18 protein-coding genes are annotated in these 17232 nt (G+C 74.8%); 13 read left to right on the top strand and 5 right to left on the bottom strand.

All coding sequences use genetic code 11. From position 1 onward, the window contains the following. Nucleotide 1: 1 nt before the first annotated feature. On the top strand, nt 2–1330 hold the full coding sequence (locus I4I82_RS05930) for a M16 family metallopeptidase (RefSeq protein WP_218594098.1): 1329 nt from the start codon (nt 2–4) through the stop codon (nt 1328–1330). Nucleotides 1331–1351: 21 nt separating this feature from the next. Here the strand turns inward: I4I82_RS05930 and I4I82_RS05925 are convergent, their stop codons facing one another. Then, nucleotides 1352–2116 carry an AraC family transcriptional regulator gene (locus I4I82_RS05925; RefSeq protein WP_218594099.1) on the bottom strand — a complete coding sequence of 255 codons (765 nt, stop codon included), beginning with the start codon at nt 2114–2116 and terminating at the stop codon, nt 1352–1354. Between the two features lie 87 nt (nt 2117–2203). Here I4I82_RS05925 and I4I82_RS05920 point away from each other — a divergent pair, with 87 nt between their 5' ends. The 3 genes from I4I82_RS05920 to dapB are packed head-to-tail and all read left to right on the top strand — an operon-like array spanning nt 2204 to nt 4493. After that, nucleotides 2204–3223, top strand: coding sequence for an iron-siderophore ABC transporter substrate-binding protein (locus tag I4I82_RS05920; RefSeq protein ID WP_218595418.1), 1020 nt, complete (start codon nt 2204–2206; stop codon nt 3221–3223). A gap of 33 nt (nt 3224–3256) precedes the next feature. Then, nucleotides 3257–3736, top strand: coding sequence for a DUF456 domain-containing protein (locus I4I82_RS05915; RefSeq protein WP_218594718.1), 480 nt, complete (start codon nt 3257–3259; stop codon nt 3734–3736). A gap of 19 nt (nt 3737–3755) precedes the next feature. Continuing rightward, nucleotides 3756–4493 carry a 4-hydroxy-tetrahydrodipicolinate reductase gene (gene dapB / locus I4I82_RS05910; protein ID WP_218595417.1) on the top strand — a complete coding sequence of 246 codons (738 nt, stop codon included), beginning with the start codon at nt 3756–3758 and terminating at the stop codon, nt 4491–4493. Here the strand turns inward: dapB and I4I82_RS05905 are convergent. Next, nucleotides 4490–5029 (bottom strand): GNAT family N-acetyltransferase, encoded by a 540-nt coding sequence (locus I4I82_RS05905; RefSeq protein WP_218595416.1) that lies wholly within the window; start codon nt 5027–5029, stop codon nt 4490–4492. The genes dapB and I4I82_RS05905 overlap by 4 nt on opposite strands. A gap of 111 nt (nt 5030–5140) precedes the next feature. Between I4I82_RS05905 and I4I82_RS05900 the strand changes: the two genes are divergently transcribed. The 3 genes from I4I82_RS05900 to I4I82_RS05890 are packed head-to-tail and all read left to right on the top strand — an operon-like array spanning nt 5141 to nt 8417. Then, entirely contained in the window at nt 5141–6061 is a 921-nt protein-coding gene (locus tag I4I82_RS05900) for an EamA family transporter (RefSeq protein ID WP_218595415.1), read from the top strand. A gap of 52 nt (nt 6062–6113) precedes the next feature. Beyond that, a complete protein-coding gene (locus tag I4I82_RS05895) occupies nt 6114–7160 on the top strand; it encodes an alpha/beta hydrolase (protein ID WP_218595414.1) in 1047 nt (348 codons plus the stop codon). 36 nt (nt 7161–7196) lie between these two features. Continuing rightward, nucleotides 7197–8417, top strand: a complete 1221-nt coding sequence (locus I4I82_RS05890; protein WP_218596440.1) for a winged helix-turn-helix domain-containing protein — start codon at nt 7197–7199, stop codon at nt 8415–8417. A 55-nt stretch (nt 8418–8472) separates the two neighbouring features. Here I4I82_RS05890 and I4I82_RS05885 read toward each other — a convergent pair whose 3' ends face one another. Both I4I82_RS05885 and I4I82_RS05880 read right to left on the bottom strand, forming a co-directional pair. Next, nucleotides 8473–9447: a DUF4097 family beta strand repeat-containing protein gene (locus I4I82_RS05885; protein ID WP_218595413.1), complete on the bottom strand. Its 975-nt coding sequence runs from the start codon at nt 9445–9447 to the stop codon at nt 8473–8475. Next, on the bottom strand, nt 9444–9941 hold the full coding sequence (locus I4I82_RS05880) for a toxin-antitoxin system HicB family antitoxin (RefSeq protein ID WP_218593135.1): 498 nt from the start codon (nt 9939–9941) through the stop codon (nt 9444–9446). Before I4I82_RS05880 ends, I4I82_RS05885 begins: the two co-directional genes overlap by 4 nt. An 87-nt stretch (nt 9942–10028) precedes the next feature. Here I4I82_RS05880 and thyX point away from each other — a divergent pair, with 87 nt between their 5' ends. The 5 genes from thyX (at nt 10029) to I4I82_RS05855 (ending at nt 15290) form a co-directional block, all read left to right on the top strand. Beyond that, nucleotides 10029–10781 (top strand): FAD-dependent thymidylate synthase, encoded by a 753-nt coding sequence (gene thyX / locus I4I82_RS05875; RefSeq protein ID WP_218593134.1) that lies wholly within the window; start codon nt 10029–10031, stop codon nt 10779–10781. A gap of 28 nt (nt 10782–10809) precedes the next feature. Beyond that, nucleotides 10810–11787 carry an endonuclease/exonuclease/phosphatase family protein gene (locus I4I82_RS05870; RefSeq protein WP_218595412.1) on the top strand — a complete coding sequence of 326 codons (978 nt, stop codon included), beginning with the start codon at nt 10810–10812 and terminating at the stop codon, nt 11785–11787. A gap of 10 nt (nt 11788–11797) precedes the next feature. Further along, nucleotides 11798–12424 (top strand): TIGR03085 family metal-binding protein, encoded by a 627-nt coding sequence (locus I4I82_RS05865; RefSeq protein ID WP_218593132.1) that lies wholly within the window; start codon nt 11798–11800, stop codon nt 12422–12424. A 49-nt stretch (nt 12425–12473) separates the two neighbouring features. Then, entirely contained in the window at nt 12474–13472 is a 999-nt protein-coding gene (dapA, locus tag I4I82_RS05860; protein WP_218593131.1) for a 4-hydroxy-tetrahydrodipicolinate synthase, read from the top strand. A gap of 144 nt (nt 13473–13616) precedes the next feature. After that, the gene (locus I4I82_RS05855; protein WP_225921080.1) at nt 13617–15290 is read left to right on the top strand and encodes a ribonuclease J; all 1674 of its coding nucleotides are present in this window, start codon (nt 13617–13619) and stop codon (nt 15288–15290) included. A 47-nt stretch (nt 15291–15337) separates the two neighbouring features. Here the strand turns inward: I4I82_RS05855 and lat are convergent, their stop codons facing one another. Then, a complete protein-coding gene (gene lat, locus I4I82_RS05850; RefSeq protein ID WP_218595410.1) occupies nt 15338–16642 on the bottom strand; it encodes an L-lysine 6-transaminase in 1305 nt (434 codons plus the stop codon). Between the two features lie 81 nt (nt 16643–16723). Between lat and I4I82_RS05845 the strand changes: the two genes are divergently transcribed. Beyond that, on the top strand, nt 16724–17164 hold the full coding sequence (locus I4I82_RS05845; RefSeq protein ID WP_218593128.1) for an Lrp/AsnC family transcriptional regulator: 441 nt from the start codon (nt 16724–16726) through the stop codon (nt 17162–17164). Nucleotides 17165–17232 lie beyond the last annotated feature (68 nt).

Here is a 17232-nt window from a genome sequence, read left to right as displayed (position 1 = left end):
CTTGACCGACCTGGTCACGCCGGGAACGGGGTTCGTCCCCGTTCCCGGCGTTTCTCGTTCCCAGCTCGGCGGCGGCCTGCGGGTCGTCTCCGAGACGGTCCCCGGCGTCCGCTCGGTGTCGATCGGCGTGTGGATCGGCGTCGGCTCGCGCGACGAGTCCGAGACTCAGGCCGGCGCGGCGCACTACCTCGAGCACCTGCTGTTCAAGGGCACCTCGACGCGGACGGCCGCGCAGATCGCCGAGGACGTCGACGCCGTCGGCGGGGAGCTCAACGCGTTCACCGCGAAGGAGCACACCTGCTACTACGCGCAGGTCCTCGACAGCGACCTTGCGCTGGCCGTGGACGTCCTCGCCGGGGTCGTCACCGACGCCGTGATGGCGCCGGCCGACGTCGAGGTCGAGCGCAGCGTGGTGCTCGAGGAGATCGCGATCCGCGACGACGACCCCGAGGACCTGCTCGGCGAGCTGTTCGACGAGACGCTGTTCGGCGAGCACCCGCTGGGCCGCCCGGTGATCGGTTCCGAGGAGTCGATCACGGGGATGCGGCGCGAGACGCTGCACGAGTTCTGGCGCGGCGAGTACACGACGCCGCGCATGGTCGTCGCGGCCGCGGGCAACCTCGACCACGACGTGCTGGTCGCGCTCGTCGAGGAGGCGTTCGCGGCGGCCGCGGCGCGGGCGGGGTCGGCGTCGCCGGTGCCGCCGCGCGCGTCCGGCGTCGCCGTGCTGGAGCGCGGCCCGCGGCTGGTGCTGCGGGGCGAGGACACCGAGCAGGCGCACGTCATGCTCGGCGTCCCCGGGATCTCGCGGCACGACCCGCGGCGCAGCGCGCTGGGCGTGCTCAACACCGCGCTCGGCGGCGGGCCCAGCTCGCGGCTGTTCCAGCAGGTCCGGGAGCAGCGCGGGCTCGCGTACTCGGTGTACTCGGGGCTGTCGAGCTACACCGACGCCGGCATCCTCAGCGTCTACGCCGGCTGCGCGCCCGAGCGGCTCGACGAGGTCACGACCGTGATCCGCGACGTCCTCGCCGACGTCGCCGCCCACGGCCTGAGCCCGGTCGAGGTCGCGCGGGCGCAGGGCAACCTGCGCGGCGGGCTCGTCCTCGGGCTCGAGGACACGCCGTCGCGGATGAACCGCCTGGGCCGCGCGGAGCTCGACCACGGCCGCCAGCGCAGCATCGCCGAGAGCCTCGACCGCATCGCCGCGGTCACCCCCGAGCAGGTGTCGGAGGTGGCGCACGACCTGCTGTCGGTGCCGCTGACGGCCGCCGTCGTGGGCCCGTACGACGAGGAGTCCGACCTGCCCGACGTGCTGCGCGCGCTGGGCTGAGCCACCACCGGGTGCGGGCCGCTACTGGCCGCCCCGGGCGTACGCGCCCGGGTTGCGGCCGAAGTGGCGGCGGAAGGCGTCGACGAACCCCGCCCGCGACGAGAACCCGGCCCGGCGCCCGGCGCTCGCCACCGGCAGCCCGTCGGCCAGCATCGGCAGCGACGCCCGCAGCCGCACCTGCGTGCGCCAGTCGGTGAACGTCATCCCCGTGCCCGCCACGAACGCCCGCCGCAGCGTACTGACGCTCGTGCTGAGCTGGCCGGCCCAGTCCTCCAGCGTGCGCGGGTCGGCGGGCGCGGCCACCAGGTGCACGGCGACGACGCGGGCGCGCGGGTCCTCGGGCATCGGGACGGCGACGCCCGGGTCGGGCACCTGCCGCACCAGCGCGAAGAACAGGTTGCGCGCCTGCTCCTCGACCTCCGCGTGCACCCCGGCCCCGGCGAGGGCCAGCGTGAGCTCGCGCAGCAGCGGGGTCATGTCGAGCACCGTCGGCTCGGTCCAGTCCAGCGGGCAGGCGTCGGGGCGCACGTAGACGCAGTGCAGGGCCGACGGCGGCCGGTTGCGCGTGTCGTGCGGGACGCCGCCGGGCACGAACAGCGCACGGGTCGGGGGGAGCACCCACGTGCGGTCGCCGGCGACCGCGGTGGTGCGGCCGTCGCCGACCCAGATGATCTGGTGCTCGCGGTGGTGGTGCAGGCCCGGGTCGTTCCACTCGTCGCGGTCGAAGCGGCAGACCCACATGTCGAGCTCGTCGGTGTCCTCGTGGACGTCGAGCGCCGAGGTCATCCGGCCTCCCTGCGGTGACCGCCCAGCGGTCCGGGGTGAACGCTCGGCGGGTCGATCCGAGCTTGTTGTGAGGTTAGCCTAACCGCCGTGCCCGTCCTGACGAGAATCTCCTGCGCGCTGGTGCTGGTCGCCGCCGCGGCCTGCGCGCCCGCCGCCCCCGCCCCCGATGCCGCCCCCGCCGACGCCGGCGGGGCCTTCCCGGTCACCGTCACGCACGCGTTCGGGGAGACGGTCGTGCCCGCCGAGCCGCAGCGGGTCGTCTCGGTCGGGTTCACCGAGCAGGACATCCTGCTGGCGCTCGACGTCGTGCCCGTGGCCGTCACCGAGTGGTACGGCGACCAGCCCAACGCGACGTGGTCGTGGGCCCGCGACGAGCTCGGCGACGCCCAGCCGGAGGTCCTTCGGGTCGCCGACTCCTACGAGTACGAGAAGATCGCCGCCCTGCGGCCCGACCTGATCGTGGCGGTGAACGCCGGCCTCGACCAGGAGCCCTACGACCGGCTCTCGGCGATCGCGCCGACCGTCGCCCACCCGGCCGACGGCCCGACCATCTTCGGCCCGTGGGACGCGCAGACGCGACTGGTGGGGCAGGCCCTGGGCAAGGCGGAGCAGGCGGAGGAGCTCATCACCGGCATCAAGGACCGGTTCGCGGCCGAGGCGGCCGCGCACCCGCAGTTCGCCGGCGTCCCCGCCGTGTTCCTGCAGGCGCCCTACTACGACGGCTCCGCGATCGCCTACCAGGACGGGCTGAGCACCGAGTTCCTCACCGACCTCGGCTTCGTGGTGCCGTCGGACATCGACCGGTTCGCGCCGGAGGGGGACACCGCGCAGGCCTACATCCCGCTGGAGAACCTCGGCGTCCTCGACGGCGCCGACGTCCTGCTCTGGGCCACAGAGGACACCACCGCCCGCACCGAGCTGGAGGCGCAGCCGCTGTACCGCCAGCTCGCCGCCGTGCGCGGGGGCAACCTGGTCTTCACCGACGGCGAGCTGGCCGGGGCGATCTACTTCTCCAGCCCGTTGAGCCTGCCGTACGTGTTGGACCGGCTGGTCCCGCTGCTGGAGCAGGCCGTCGTGGGCAACCCGGAGACGGTGCCCGCACCCTGACCGTCCGGCACCGCTGCGTGCCATGCTGCGCCGGTGAGCGTCGAGACCCTGATCGCGGGCGTGCTGATCGTCGTCGGCATCGCCGGGATCCTGCTGCCGGTCCTGCCGGGCCTGATCCTGGTGCTCGCCGGTGTGGCGGTGTGGGCGGTGCCCCGCAACGACGCCGTCGGGTGGACGGTGCTGGGCCTCGCGGTCGCGATCGTGGTGGCCGGCACCGTCGCGAAGTACCTGTTGCCCGGGCGGCGGCTGCGCGACTCCGGGGTGCCCGGGCGCACGATCGCCGCGGGCGGGGTGCTGGGCGTCGTCGGGTTCTTCGTGATCCCGGTCGTCGGCCTGTTCCTCGGGTTCGTGCTCGGCGTCTACCTGGCCGAGCGCGCCCGGCTCCGCGAGCACGCGCAGGCCTGGCCCTCCACGCGCGGCGCGCTCGCGGCCGTCGGCTGGAGCATCGTCATCGAGCTGCTGACCGGCCTGCTGGCCACCGGGGTGTGGATCGGCGGGCTGCTGCTCGGCTGACGGCCCTAGGCTGGCCCGCATGACGATCAGGGTGGGCGTGCTCGGCGCGCGCGGGCGGATGGGCGCGGAGGTGTGCCGCGCGGTCACCGCCGCCGAGGGCATGGAGCTGGTGGCGCAGGTCGACGAGGGCGACGCCCTGACGCTGCTCACCGACGCGGGCGCCGAGGTCGCCGTCGACTTCACCCACCCCGGCGCCGCCCTCGACAACGTCGCGTTCTGCGTCGACCACGACATCGCCGCCGTCGTCGGCACCAGCGGCTTCGGCCAGGACAAGCTCGACACGGTGCGCGGCTGGCTCTCCGCGCGGGCCGGACACGTCCTCGTCGCCCCGAACTTCGGCGTCGGCGCGGTGCTGATGATGCGCTTCGCCGAGCAGGCCGCCCGGTTCTTCGAGTCCGTGGAGATCATCGAGCTGCACCACGAGCGCAAGGTCGACGCCCCATCGGGCACGGCGGTGAGCACGGCCTCGCGGATCGCGGCGGCCCGTGCCGGGATGGGCCCCGTGCCCGACGCCACGACCAGCGAGGTGGACGGGGCGCGCGGCGCCGTCGTCGACGGGGTGCACGTGCACTCGGTGCGGATGCCGGGCCTCGTCGCGCACCAGGAGGTCATCCTGGGGATGGCGGGGGAGACCCTCACGCTGCGCCACGACTCGATCGACCGCGCGGGCTTCATGCCCGGCGTCGTCCTGGCCGTGCGCGGTGTCCGCGAGCACCCGGGCCTGACCGTCGGGCTCGAGAGCCTCCTCGGTCTCTAGTCCAGCTTGAGGTCCAGCGAGCCCGTCAGGCGGATCTCGCGGAGCGTGCCGGCGCCGGTGTCGAGGCCGCGCACGCCGCCGTCGGCCTCCCAGCCGGCGCGGGCGTAGAACCGGCGCGACGCCTCGTCGGGCTCGGGCACCCAGGCCAGGCCGTACAGGGCGCCGGCGCCGCGCAGGTGCTCCGCCGCCGTCGCGAGCAGCCGGCCCGCGTGGCCCCGGCGGCCCCACCGCGGCTCGACCAGCAGCGCGCCGATCTCGCCCCACGCCTGCTCCGGCGCCGTAGCCCCCTCGGGCGGCAGGGCGGCGGCGGCCGCGCAGAACCCGACGGTCCACTCGCCCTCGGTGGCCACCAGCACGTGCCCGTCCCCGCTCTCGACGGCGGCGGTCCAGGCGGCGCGTGCCCCCGGCCCGCGCAGCTGCGCGAGCGCCTCGGCGGGGACGAACGCGGAGTACGCGGCCTCCCAGGTGTCGCCCTGGATGCGTACGATCTCGGCGACGTCGGCGGACGTGGCGGCGCGGACCGCGGCGATGGCCATGCCGCATGGATACCCCACCCGCTCCGGCCGCCCCCACTCGGCCGCCCCGACCCGGCCGCCCCGACCCGCCCGGCACGACAGGAGGTCGTTCGCCATGGCAACGTCACCGGGGTGCAGAGCCGCCGCGTCGCCTGGGCCGCCCTCGGGGTGGTCTACGTCCTGTGGGGATCGACCTACCTCGCCAACCGCCTGATCATCACCGACGTCCCGCCGCTGCTGTCGGGGGGCGTGCGGTTCTCGGTCGGCGGGGGGCTGCTGGCCGTGGTCGTCGCCGTGGTGGCGGGGCCCTCGGCGCTGCGCATGACGCGCCCGCAGTTGCTCACCACGGCGCTGTCGGGCGTCCTGCTCCCCGCGTGGGGCAACGGGATCGTGACGCTCGGGCAGCAGCAGGTCTCGTCGGGACTCGCGGCGCTGCTCATCGCGGCCGTGCCGCTCCACATCGTCGTGCTCCGCGCACTCACCGGCGACCGCCCGCGCGCCGCGACCGTCGGCGGCGTCGCCGTCGGGGTGGTGGGCCTCGCGCTGCTCGTGCTGACCGGCTCGTCGGGGTCGGGCGGCACCGTCGGCAGCGCGTGGTGGGGGCCGTGGCTGATCCTGCTGGCCGGTCTGGGCTGGGCGACGGGCACGTTCGCGACGACGCGGCTGCCCGTGCCGCCCAACCCGTTCGCGCTGGCCGCGGTGCAGATGCTCGTCGGCGGGGCGGTGCTGCTGGCCGTGAGCCTGGGCAAGGGCGACCGCCTCGACCCCGCCGCCGTCTCGCCCGTCGCGTGGTGGGCGTGGGCGTACATGGCGATCGTGGTGTCGCTCGGGGCGTTCAGCGCCTACGCCTACGCGCTGGCGTCCCTGCCGGTGTCGACGGTGGCGACCTACGCCTACGTCAACCCGGTGATCGCCGTGCTGCTCGGCGTCCTGGTGGTGGGGGAGCGGTTCTCGGCGCTGCAGGTCGTCGGCGGGGCGGTGGTGGTGTGCGCGGTGGTGCTGGTCATCGCGGCCGAGCGTTCAGCCCAACGGCATGTAGCCCGAATGGCCTAGTACGCTCCGCATGGGCCCTCCTCCCCAGGGGCTCGACGAGGAGAGCTCCCCCATGCGCAGAACCCCCCTGATCGCCGCCGTGTGCGCCGTCGCCGCCACGGTGCTGGCGGCCGTCCCGGCCGTGGCGTCGGCCTCGTCGTCGAAGTCCGACGTCGTCGAGCTGCCGATCTCCTTCCAGGTCGCCAACACCAACCGCACCGCCGTGCCCTGCGCCTCCGACGGCGCCGAGCACACCGTGCGCGGCACGCTCGTCGCCCCGCGCGAGGCGCTGGAGAGCGGTGACGCCGCGACGCTGTACCTGCACGCCGTCACGTGGGGCGAGTACTACTGGCGCTTCCAGGAGGTCCCCGGCTACGACGCCGCGCACCAGCTCGCCGAGCAGGGGCACGTCTCCGTCACGATCGACCGCCTGGGCTACGGCGACAGCGACCGCCCCGCCGGCTACGGCACCTGCATCGGGTCCGAGGCCGACGTCGCGGGCCAGATGGTCGACGCGCTGCGCTCGGGGGACTACGAGCTCGACGGGGCGGAGCCCGCGGCCTTCGACGACGTCTTCCTCGCCGGGTCGTCGGTCGGCGCGCTGATCGCGCACACGGCGGCGTACACCTTCGGCAACGTCGACGGCGTCGTCAACATGTCGTGGGGCGACTTCGCGGTCTCGCCGTTCACCGGTGCCGCGCTGACCGACGTGCTGGCGCGCTGCGCGCTGGGCGGGGACCCGGGCGCCGACCCCGGCTACGCGGCGATCTTCCGCGGGCAGCAGGACCGGTTCTACTTCTCCAGCGCCACGCCGGACGTCCGCGACGCGGTGCCCGCGCTCAACCCCGACCCGTGCGGCCAGCTCGCGTCGATCCCGGCCGCGGTCGCGGCCGACGTCGTGGGCCTGGGCCTCATCGACGTGCCGGTGCTCGTGGTGTTCGGTGACGCCGACTCCGTCTTCCTGCCGCCGGCCGCCGCGCAGCAGTCGCTGCGCTACCTCGGCAGCCCCGAGGTCACGACGGTGACGATCGCGGACGCCTCGCACTTCCCGCTGGTCGAGGCGAACCACCTCGACGCCGTGGCGGCGCTCGACGAGTGGCTCGACCGCAACGGCGGCTGAGCGTCGGGGGTCGGTGGCACCATCCCGGTCGTGAGCATCGAGACGATCGGCGCCCCGGCCGCCCGCCGTGCGGCCCTGGCGGCCCAGGGCTTCACCGACCCCGTCCCGACCGGCCCGGTCACGCGCCGGCACCTGCAGCGGGTGCTCGACCGCGTGCGGCTGCTCCAGCTCGACTCCGTCAACGTGGCCGTGCGGGCCCACTACATGCCGGTGTTCAGTCGGCTCGGCCCGTACGCCCGGACGCTGCTCGACGAGGCGGCGTGGTCGCACTCGGCGCGGCGGCCGCGGATGCTCGTGGAGTACTGGGCGCACGAGGCGAGCCTGCTGCCGGTGGCCGACTGGCCCCTGCTGCAGTCCGGGGCCAAGCGCAGCGGCTGGTGGCGGCACTACGGGGCACTGGTCGAGGCCAACCCCGGCCTGGTCGACGACGTGCTGGCCGCCGTGCGGGAGCTCGGGCCGGTCGGGGCGGGGGAGCTGGAGGCGGTGCTGGGCGGCTGCTCGCGCCGCCGCCCGCCGGGGGCCACCTGGTGGGAGCGCTCCGACGTCAAGCGGATCTGCGAGTACCTGTTCGGCACCGGCGCGCTCACCACGGGCACGCGCCGGCACTTCCAGCGGCTCTACGACCTGCCCGAGCGCGTCCTGCCGCCGGAGGTGCTGGCCGCCGGGCCCGCCGATCCCGAGCAGTCGGCGCGCACGCTGGTGCTGCGCTCGGCGTCGGCGCTCGGGGTGGCCACCGAGCCCGAGCTGCGCGACTACTACCGCCTCGGCCCCACCACGTCCCAGCGGGCGGTGGCCCAGCTCGTCGACGAGGGGGCGCTGGCGCCGGTGGCGGTGCGCGGCTGGAACCGCCCGGCCTACCGGCTGCCCGGCGCGAAGGTCCCGCGCACGGTCACCGGACGGGCGCTGCTCTGCCCGTTCGACCCGTTGATCTGGGAGCGCGAGCGCACCGAGCGGATCTTCGGCTTCCGCTACCGCATCGAGATCTACGTGCCCGAGCCCAGGCGCGAGTTCGGCTACTACGTCTTCCCGTTCCTGCTCGACGGGGAGCTGGTGGCGCGCGTCGACCTCAAGGCCGACCGCGCCGCGGGCGTCCTGCGGGTGCCCGGCGCGTTCGCGGAGCCCGGCGTCGACGAGCCGCGGATGGTGGCCGAGCTGGCCGGCGCGCTGCGGGAGATGGCGCAGTGGCTGGAGCTCGACGGCGTTGTGGTGGGGGAGAGGGGCGGGCTGGCGGGGGTGCTGGCGGCGGCCCTGCGGTGAGCGAACGGCACTCTCACCCGACAGGGTTGGGTGGGAGTGCCGTTCGCGCCGAGGATCAGACCGGGACGGCTGCTCGCGTCACCAGCACGTCGCCGCTGCCGGTGCGGCCCTTCACCGTCAGCGTGCCGGCGACGGCGGGGGCCACGGCCCCGACCTCGAGCTCGCTGCGCGCGCGCCCGGAGCCCGACGTCAGGTCGAGCTTCGCCACGACCCCGCCGTGCACGCCGACGCGCAGGTCGCCCGAGCCGGTGGTGAGGTCGAGGCTCCCGGCGCGGGCGTCGCGCACGGAGACCCCGCCGGAGCCGGTGCGCACGCCCAGGTCGGCGGCCACCTCCAGCACCTCGACGTCGCCGCTGCTGGCGCGGACCTCGGTGGAGCCGCGCACGGCGGCGATCCGGACGCCGCCCGAGCCGGTGCGCACGCGCCCGCGACCGGCCACCGCGCCCACCTCGACGTCGCCGGAGCCGGTGGTGACGTCGGCGTCGCCGTCGACGGGGCCCAGCTCGACGCGGCCCGACCCGGTGCGGACCGCGGCCCACCCGGCGGTGCCGCCGACCGTGACGTCACCGGAGCCGGTGCGGGCGGCCAGGCGCGAGCCCTGCGGCGCCGTGACGGTGACCGCCAGCGGCACGACCCGCAGCGGCAGCTCCTGCGAGGAGCGCACCACGAGCCGCCTGCCGCTGTCGGACCAGGCGATCTCCGCGGCCCGGACGGCGTCGACGACGAGCTGGTCGGGGTCGATCCCGAACCCGGCGCCGCCGGTGCCGAGCCAGCTCATCAGCCCGCCGATGCCCTGCGCGACGGCGCCGCCGGCGTGCGGGTCGTGGCGCACCTCGACGCGCACCTCGTCGCCGGTGACGAGGTCGACGCGGATCCGGCCGACGTCGATCGTCAGCTCCAGCTCGGCGGGCCGGTCGCACGGCCAGGACTGCTGGCGGACGGTCGGCTCGGACGGGCCGTCGTCGCGTCCGTCGTCGCGACCGTCGTCGGGGAAGTGGTCCTTGGCAAAGTTGATCAGGTCGTCGCTCATCCCTGCACCCATCCCTGGATCCGGTGGCCGTCGCGGCCGCTCTTGCGGGGGCCGCGGTCCTGCCCGTGCAGTGCGCCCTGCACGGCCTGCGCCACCCAGGAGTTGAGCGACACCCCCTGCGTGGCGGCGGCCTGCTCGGCCTGGCTCTTGATCTGCTCGACGAGCCGCAGCGTGATGCGGCTGATGTCGCCGGCGTCGGCGCCGCCGAAGCCGCGGAAGGACGGCTGCGGCTCGGGCTCCGGGGCCGGGGTGGTGTCGGGCGAGACGACGACGCGCACGTCGCGCCCGTCGAGCCGGACGTCGACGGTGCGGTCGCCGAGCGCCGCGGTGACCTCCGCGGCCAGGTCGGCGAGGGCGTTCATCATCGCGAGCCGCGCGGCGGGCTCGACGGCGGCGCCGAGCAGGGCGGCGGTGCGCTGCGTCTGCTCGTCGCCGGCCGCGGCGGCCGACGCGAGGTCCTCGCGCAGCCGGGTGACGTACTGGCTGATGTCCATGACACCACCATGACGTCATTGATGACGCCAGTCAAGGAATCGATGATGTCATCCGGGGCTGTCGGTGGCCCCGGTTACGCTGCCGCCATGCCCGAGACCGTGCCGCTCACCGTCCAGCTCGTGGCCAAGACGGAGTTCACGGCCCCTCCGGACGTGCCCTGGAGCACCGACGCCGACGGCGGCCAGGCGCTGGCCGAGTTCGCCGGGCGCGCCTGCTACCAGTCGTGGGGCAAGCCCAACCCGGCCACGGCCACCAACGAGGGCTACCTGCGCCACATCCTCGAGGTCGGCCACCTGTCGGTGCTGGAGCACGGATCGGTGAGCTTCTACCTCACCGGCGTCTCGCGCAGCCTCACCCACGAGCTGATCCGCCACCGCCACTTCTCCTACAGCCAGCTCTCCCAGCGCTACGTGCCCGAGCGCGACGCGTCGATGGTCGAGCCCGAGGTCATCGCGGCCGACCCGGAGCTGCACGAGCTGTTCGCGCGGGCCACGGCCGCCTCCGTGCAGGCCTACGAGGAGCTGCTCGAGGGCCTGGAGAAGCGCTTCGCCGACGTCCCGAACGCCACGCTGCGCCGCAAGCAGGCCCGGCAGGCGGCACGGGCGATCCTGCCCAACGCCACCGAGACGCGGATCGTCGTCACGGGCAACTACCGGGCCTGGCGCCACTTCATCGCGATGCGCGCCACCGAGCACGCCGACGTCGAGATCCGCGCGCTGGCGATCGAGTGCCTGCGCCAGCTGCACCGCGAGGTGCCCAACGTCTTCCGCGACTTCGAGATCGCCGCCCTCGAGGACGGCACCGAGATCGCGTCGAGCCCGTTCGTGGCCGAGGGCTGAGCGGGGCGGGCAGAGCGGGACCACGACCGTGGTCGGGCACCGGGAGCGCACTCCCGAGGCGGGGCGCGGGCGCTCCGGGGGCATCGCGCTGACGGTGCTGGTCGCGGCGCTGCCGTGGCTGTGGTTCGCCCTGCGCGACACGGGCACGGTGGCCGACGTCGTCGCGATCGCGATGCCGCTGCTGGTCGCGGGCCTCGTGCTGGTGGCGGTGGTCGTCGCGCTGGTGCCCGGCTCCCGGGCGCGGCGCACGCGCGCGGCCGTCTTCGGGCTGTCCGCGCTGCTGGTCGGCGTCGTCGCCGTCGCGGGGCCGTGGGTGCCCGCCGACACCGGAGCGGTGACCGGCTCGGGCGTCCGCGTGCTGGGCGGCAACGTCGACTTCCAGGACACGCCCACCCCCGCGATGATCGACGTCGACGCCGACGTGGTGGTCGCGGCCGAGCTCGCGCCCGACACGGAGCAGGACTTCGGCGAGGAGTACCCGCACTCCGTCGTCGGCGGTCCGGAGAACTCGCCGGTCGGGGTGTTCAGCCGGCACCCGGCGCGCCTGCTGGAGGACGCCGGGCCCGACCTGCCCGGGATGCGCGTGCTCGTCGACGGGCCCGACGGCGCGTTCGTGCTCTACGCGCTGCACATCCCGAGGCCCTGGTTCGGCGCGAGCGAGGAGGGCTACGAGGTCTCGGTGCCCGAGCACTACGCGCTCGCCGCGTCGGTGGCCGACCGGGTCCGGGCCGAGACGGTGCCCGTGGTGCTGGTGGGCGACCTCAACAGCACCGACCGCGGGCGCGACTACCGCGTGCTCGCCGGCGGGCTGTCCGACGCGATGCGCGAGACGGTCGGCGGCCCGACGTCGGTCGGCAAGTGGCTGCCGCTGCTGGGCCGCATCGACCACGTGCTCGTCGACGGCGGCTGGTGCGGCGACGACGCGCGGCGGGAGGAGCTGCCGGGTTCCTCGCACCGCGGGGTCGCCGTCACCGTCGGACCCTGCGCCGCCGCGGGAGATCAGTAGTCTCGGCCGCATGAGCCTGGCCTCCGACGAGCGTGCGGCGATCTGCGACGAGTTCGAGCGGGTCGGCGACGACCGCCCCACGCTGTCCGGCGACTGGAACACGCGCGACCTGCTCGCCCACCTCCTGGTCCGCGAGCGCAAGCCGTGGGCCGCGCCGGGCATCCTCGTCGCGGCGCTCGCCCCGCTGGCCGACCGCGCGATGGCCTCCTACGCCGACACGCCCTGGGAGCAGATGATCGACCTGCTGCGCGGCGGCGCCCCGGTCTGGTCGCCCTACCGCATCCCCGGAGTCGACGACCTGGCCAACGGCGCCGAGTTCTTCGTCCACCACGAGGACGTGCGCCGCGGCGCGCCCGGCTGGGAGCCCCGCCCCGCCGACGCCACGCGCGACGCCCAGCTCTGGGCGCTGCTGCTCAAGACGGGCCGCCTGCTGCACCGCGGGAGCCCGGTCGGGGTCGTCGTGCGGCGGCCCTCGGGGGAGCAGCACGTGCTGCGCACCGGGTCCGGCGTGGTGACGATCGTGGGCGAGCCGGGCGAGCTCGTGCTGCACGCGTTCGGCCGTGACGAGGTCCGCATCGAGCTGGAGGGGTCGCCGGCCGACGTCGCGGCGCTCGCCGGCAGCTCCCGCGGCATCTGACGGGGCTGCGGGGGCGGATGCCGTCGGGCCGGGGCGGTACCGTCGACCCATGAGCCCCGAATCCGCGCGCACGCCGGGACGCCCGTTCGGCCGGGTGCTCACGGCCATGGTCACGCCCTTCGACGCCGAAGGTCGCCTCGACCTCGACACGGCGCAGGAGCTGGCCCGGCGGCTGGTCGCCCTCGGCAACGACGGCCTGGTCGTCAACGGCACCACCGGCGAGGGCCCCACCACCACCGACGAGGAGAAGTCGGCGCTGGTCCGGGCCGTCGTCGAGGCGGTGGGCGACCGCGCCACGGTCGTCGCCGGGGCCGGCACGTACGACACCGCCCACAGCATCCACCTGGCCCGCGCCGCCGAGGAGGCGGGCGCCCACGGGCTGCTGCTGGTCACGCCGTACTACTCGCGGCCGCCGCAGAGCGGGCTCGTCCTGCACTTCTCGGCGATCGCCGACGCCACGGGCCTGCCGGTCATGCTCTACGACATCCCGCCGCGCAGCGTCATCCCGATCGACCTGGAGACGCTGCAGCGCCTGGCCCAGCACCCGCGGATCGTGGCGGTGAAGGACGCGCGCAACGACCTGCGCGTCGGCACCGAGATCATCGCCACCACCACGCTCGCCTACTACTCCGGCGACGACCCGGTGAACCTGCCGTGGCTCTCGGTCGGGGCCGTCGGCGTGGTGAGTGTCACCGGGCACGTCGTCGCCGACCGGATGAAGGCCATGATCGACGCGTTCGAGGCCGGCCAGACCGACCGCGCCCGCAACCTCAACGCCTCGATGCTGCCGGTGCTGCGCGCGATGGGCCGCGTCGGTGGTGCGGTGTTCGCCAAGACCGCGATGCGCCTGCGGGGCCTCGACGTGGGCGACCCGCGGCTGCCGCTGCCGCCGGCCACCGACGCCGAGGTCGCCGCGATCGTCGCCGACCTCGACGCCGCGGGCGTCGCGCTCGACCCGGAGGCCCGCACGGGCCGCCGTTCCCGTGGCCACGGCGCGCTGGGCGCCCGGGCCTCCGTCGACCTCGGGGCCGAGGTCGCCTACCGCTGATGCACGTGCAGTCCACCTGATCCGAGGAGATCCTTGAGCCGTCCCCCTGCACGGTCCGACCGCAACAGGTCCGACCGTCGGTCACGCCCGCCCCGGCGCGACCAGAACCGTCCCCCGGCCGTCGTCGAAGCCACCCAGCCCGGTCTGCCCACGCAGCCCCCGGGCCCGCTGCCCGAGGGCGCGCTGCGCGTGCTCACCCTGGGCGGCATCGGCGAGATCGGCCGCAACATGACCGTCTTCGAGTACGACGGCCGCCTGCTCGTCGTCGACTCCGGGGTGCTGTTCCCCGACGCCGACGCCCCGGGCGTCGACCTGATCCTGCCCGACTTCCGCCCCATCCTCGACCGCCTCGGCGACATCGACGCGCTCGTGCTCACCCACGGCCACGAGGACCACATCGGCGCGGTGCCGTTCCTGCTGCGCCAGCGGCCCGACCTGCTCATCGTCGGGTCGCCGTTCACGCTCGCGCTGGTGGCGGCCAAGTGCAAGGAGCACCGCCTCACCCCGCACATGCTGGTCGTCAACGAGGGCGACCGCCTGCGCCACGGCACGTTCGAGTGCGAGTACTTCGCCGTCAGCCACTCCATCCCGCAGTGCCTCGCCGTCGCGATCCGCACGCCGGCGGGCGTGATCCTGCACACCGGCGACATCAAGCTCGACCAGCGTCCGCTCGACGGCCGCCTCACCGACCTGCCCGGGTTCTCCCGGCTCGGTGACGAGGGCGTCGACCTGTTCCTGTGCGACTCCACGAACGCCGACACGCCCGGAGTGTCCCCGTCGGAGGCGTCGCTGGGGCCGAACCTGGCGGCGGCGATCGGACGCGCCGAGGGGCGCGCGTTCGTGGCGTGCTTCGCGAGCAACGTGTACCGGGTGCAGCAGATCGTCGACGGTGCGGTGGCCCACGGCCGGCGCATCTGCCTGCTCGGCCGGTCGATGCTGCGCAACATGGAGATCGCCGGCGAACTCGGCCTGCTCACGGTGCCCGAGGGCACGATGGTGGCGCTCGACGACGTCGACGACCTGCCCGACGAGCAGGTGCTGGTCATCTGCACGGGCTCGCAGGGCGAGCCGATGGCGGCGCTGTCGCGGATCGCCCGCGGCGAGCACCGCACCTTCCAGATGCGTTCCTCCGACACCGTGATCCTGTCCAGCTCGCTCATCCCGGGCAACGAGCACGCCGTGTTCGGCGTGGTCAACCGGCTGCGCCGGGCCGGCATCCAGGTGATCGACAACCGGAACGCCAACGTGCACGTCTCCGGGCACGCCTACGCGGGCGAGCTGCTGTTCCTCTACAACGCGGTGCGCCCGAGCAACGTCATGCCGGTGCACGGCGAGTGGCGCCACCTGCGGGCCAACGCGGAGCTCGCGGAGCAGACCGGGGTCTCGCACGACGCGATCGTCGTCACCGAGAACGGGATCACCGTCGACCTCGTCGACGGCCGCGCGGTGATCTCCGGGCGCGTCGAGGTGGGCCGGGCCTACGTCGACGGCGTCGCCACCGGCGACATCGAGCAGCCCACGCTGGCCGACCGCATCGTGCTCGGCGAGGGCGGCTTCATCTCCATCACCGTCGCCATCGACGCCACCACCGGCCGGGCCGTCGCCCCGCCGACGCTGTCCGGCCGCGGGTTCTCCGAGGACCCGAAGGCGCTGGAGGCCGTGCTGCCGATCGTCGAGCAGGAGCTGGCCCGCACCAGCAGCGACGGCATCGTCGACACCCACCGCGTGGCCCAGCAGGTGCGCCGGGTCGTCGGGAAGTGGGTGGGGGAGACCTACCGCCGCCGCCCGATGATCGTCCCCACGGTCATCGCCGTCTGACCCCGTGAGTGGATACCGGTGCTCCGGCACCCGTATCCACTCACGGGTCAGGCTGCCGCCGCCGCACTCGCCGTCGCCGCCACCGCCCGGGTCAGGGCCGCCACCGCGAGGTCCAGCTCCGCGGCCGTGATCGTCAGCGCCGGGCGGAAGCGCACCGAGCGCGCCCCGCTGCCCAGCATCAGCACCCGCTCCTCGCGCAGCAGGTGGGCCAGGACGGCGTCGCGGGCGGCGGGGGTGGGCAGGTCGGCCGCGCAGAACAGCCCGCGGCCGCGCACCGACGAGAGGCCCGGCACGGCCGACAGCGCGTCGCGCAGGTGCGTGCCGAGCGCCGCGGCCCGCGCGAACAGGCCGTCGGACTCCATCACCTCCAGGTAGCGCCGCGCGCGGACCATGTCGGTGAGGTTGCCGCCCCACGTCGAGTTGATCCGCGACGAGGTCCGGAACACGTTGTCGGGCACCTCGTCGACGCGGCCCCCGGCCATCACGCCGCACACCTGCAGCTTCTTGCCGAACGCGACGACGTCGGGCGCCACGCCGAGCTGCTGGTAGGCCCACGCGGTGCCGGTCATGCCGCCGCCGGTCTGCACCTCGTCGAGGACGAACAGCGCGTCGTGCTCCATGCACAGCGCCTGCACCGCCTGCAGGAACTCCGGCCGCAGGTGGTTGTCGCCGCCCTCGCCCTGGATCGGCTCGGCGACGAAGCAGGCGATGTCGTGCGGGTGCGCCGCGAACGCGGCGCGGGCCTGCTCCAGCGCGCGAGCCTCCGCGGCCGCGACGTCGCCGGGGAAGTGGGTGGCGGGGACGTCGATGCGGGGCCAGTCGAACACCGGGAACAGAGCGGTCTTCACCGGGTCGGTGTTGGTGAGCGAGAGCGAGTAGCCGCCGCGGCCGTGGAACGCGCGGGTCAGGTGCAGCACCCGCGTCCCGAGGTGCGCGGGCCGCCCGTGCGCGGCGTTGTGGCGCCGCTTCCAGTCGAACGCCGTCTTCAGCGCGTTCTCCACGGCCGGCCCACCACCCTCGACGAAGAACAGGTGCGGCAGCGCCGGGTCCCCGACGACGCGGGAGAACACCTCGACGAACCGCGCCATCGCCACGGTGTAGACGTCGGAGTTGGACGGCTTGTTCACCGCCACCTCGGTGAGCTCGGCCAGGAACGCCGGGTCGTCGACGAGCGCGGGCGGGTTCATCCCCAGCGGCGCGGAGGCGAAGAAGCTGAACAGGTCGAGATAGCGGGTGCCGTCGCGGGCGTCGACGATCCAGGAGCCGTGCGAGGCGCGCGTGTCGAGCACGAGGTCGAAGCCGTCGACGAGCAGGTGGCGGCGCAGGGTGTCGTGGACGTCCTCCGGGTTCATGCGAGAAGTGTCCTGAGCCCTCGCCCCGCAGGCACGACGCCGAGCGTCGGGATGGGGTGACGACCTGCCACGATGTCGGTCGTGCCACCGACGGATCGTCAGCCCGACGACCTGGACCGCCGCCTGCTCGCCCTCCTGCAGGACGACGCCCGCGCGACGATGGCCGACCTTGGCCGCGCGGTCGGCCTGTCCCGCACCGCCGTGCTCGCCCGCGTGCAGCGCCTGGAGCGCGACGGCGTGCTGCGCGGCTACCACGCCGACGTCGTGCTGCCCGACGACGCGGCGGCCCACCGCGCGCGGGTCGGCGTCGTCGTCCGCACCACCGACGTGGCCGCCTACGTGGCCCGGCTCGCGGAGCTCCCCGGCTGCGCGGAGATCGAGGCGGTGACGGGGGAGTACGACCTCGTCGTGCTGCTCACCGCCCCCACGGCGGGGCAGCTCGACGCGCTGCTCGACCGCGTGCACGGCTGGCGCGAGACCGTCCGGACGACGACCTGGGTGGTGCTGCGGCGGTACCGCTGACCGCGCTGCACCGGCCGGGGACCCGGGCGGGGGTGCGTCGGTCACCGGATCATGGGGTGGCGCCCGAT

Origin of the sequence: Pseudonocardia oceani (genome assembly GCF_019263585.2) — a bacterium.
GTDB lineage: Bacteria > Actinomycetota > Actinomycetes > Mycobacteriales > Pseudonocardiaceae > Pseudonocardia > Pseudonocardia oceani.
The sequence above is the reverse complement of the archived record's forward strand: the minus strand, read 5'-3'. Positions and strand labels throughout refer to the sequence as shown.

Excerpts from the sequence above, each read along its gene's own strand:
- I4I82_RS05865 (WP_218593132.1), top strand. The coding sequence starts at position 11,798 with ATGAGCCTGGCCTCCGACGAGCGTGCGGCGATCTGCGACGAGTTCGAG.
- dapA (WP_218593131.1), top strand. The coding sequence starts at position 12,474 with ATGAGCCCCGAATCCGCGCGCACGCCGGGACGCCCGTTCGGCCGGGTG.
- I4I82_RS05880 (WP_218593135.1), bottom strand. The coding sequence starts at position 9,941 with ATGGACATCAGCCAGTACGTCACCCGGCTGCGCGAGGACCTCGCGTCG.
- dapB (WP_218595417.1), top strand. The coding sequence starts at position 3,756 with ATGACGATCAGGGTGGGCGTGCTCGGCGCGCGCGGGCGGATGGGCGCG.
- thyX (WP_218593134.1), top strand. The coding sequence starts at position 10,029 with ATGCCCGAGACCGTGCCGCTCACCGTCCAGCTCGTGGCCAAGACGGAG.
- I4I82_RS05895 (WP_218595414.1), top strand. The coding sequence starts at position 6,114 with ATGCGCAGAACCCCCCTGATCGCCGCCGTGTGCGCCGTCGCCGCCACG.
- lat (WP_218595410.1), bottom strand. The coding sequence starts at position 16,642 with ATGAACCCGGAGGACGTCCACGACACCCTGCGCCGCCACCTGCTCGTC.
- I4I82_RS05925 (WP_218594099.1), bottom strand. The coding sequence starts at position 2,116 with ATGACCTCGGCGCTCGACGTCCACGAGGACACCGACGAGCTCGACATG.
- I4I82_RS05905 (WP_218595416.1), bottom strand. The coding sequence starts at position 5,029 with ATGGCCATCGCCGCGGTCCGCGCCGCCACGTCCGCCGACGTCGCCGAG.
- I4I82_RS05885 (WP_218595413.1), bottom strand. The coding sequence starts at position 9,447 with ATGAGCGACGACCTGATCAACTTTGCCAAGGACCACTTCCCCGACGAC.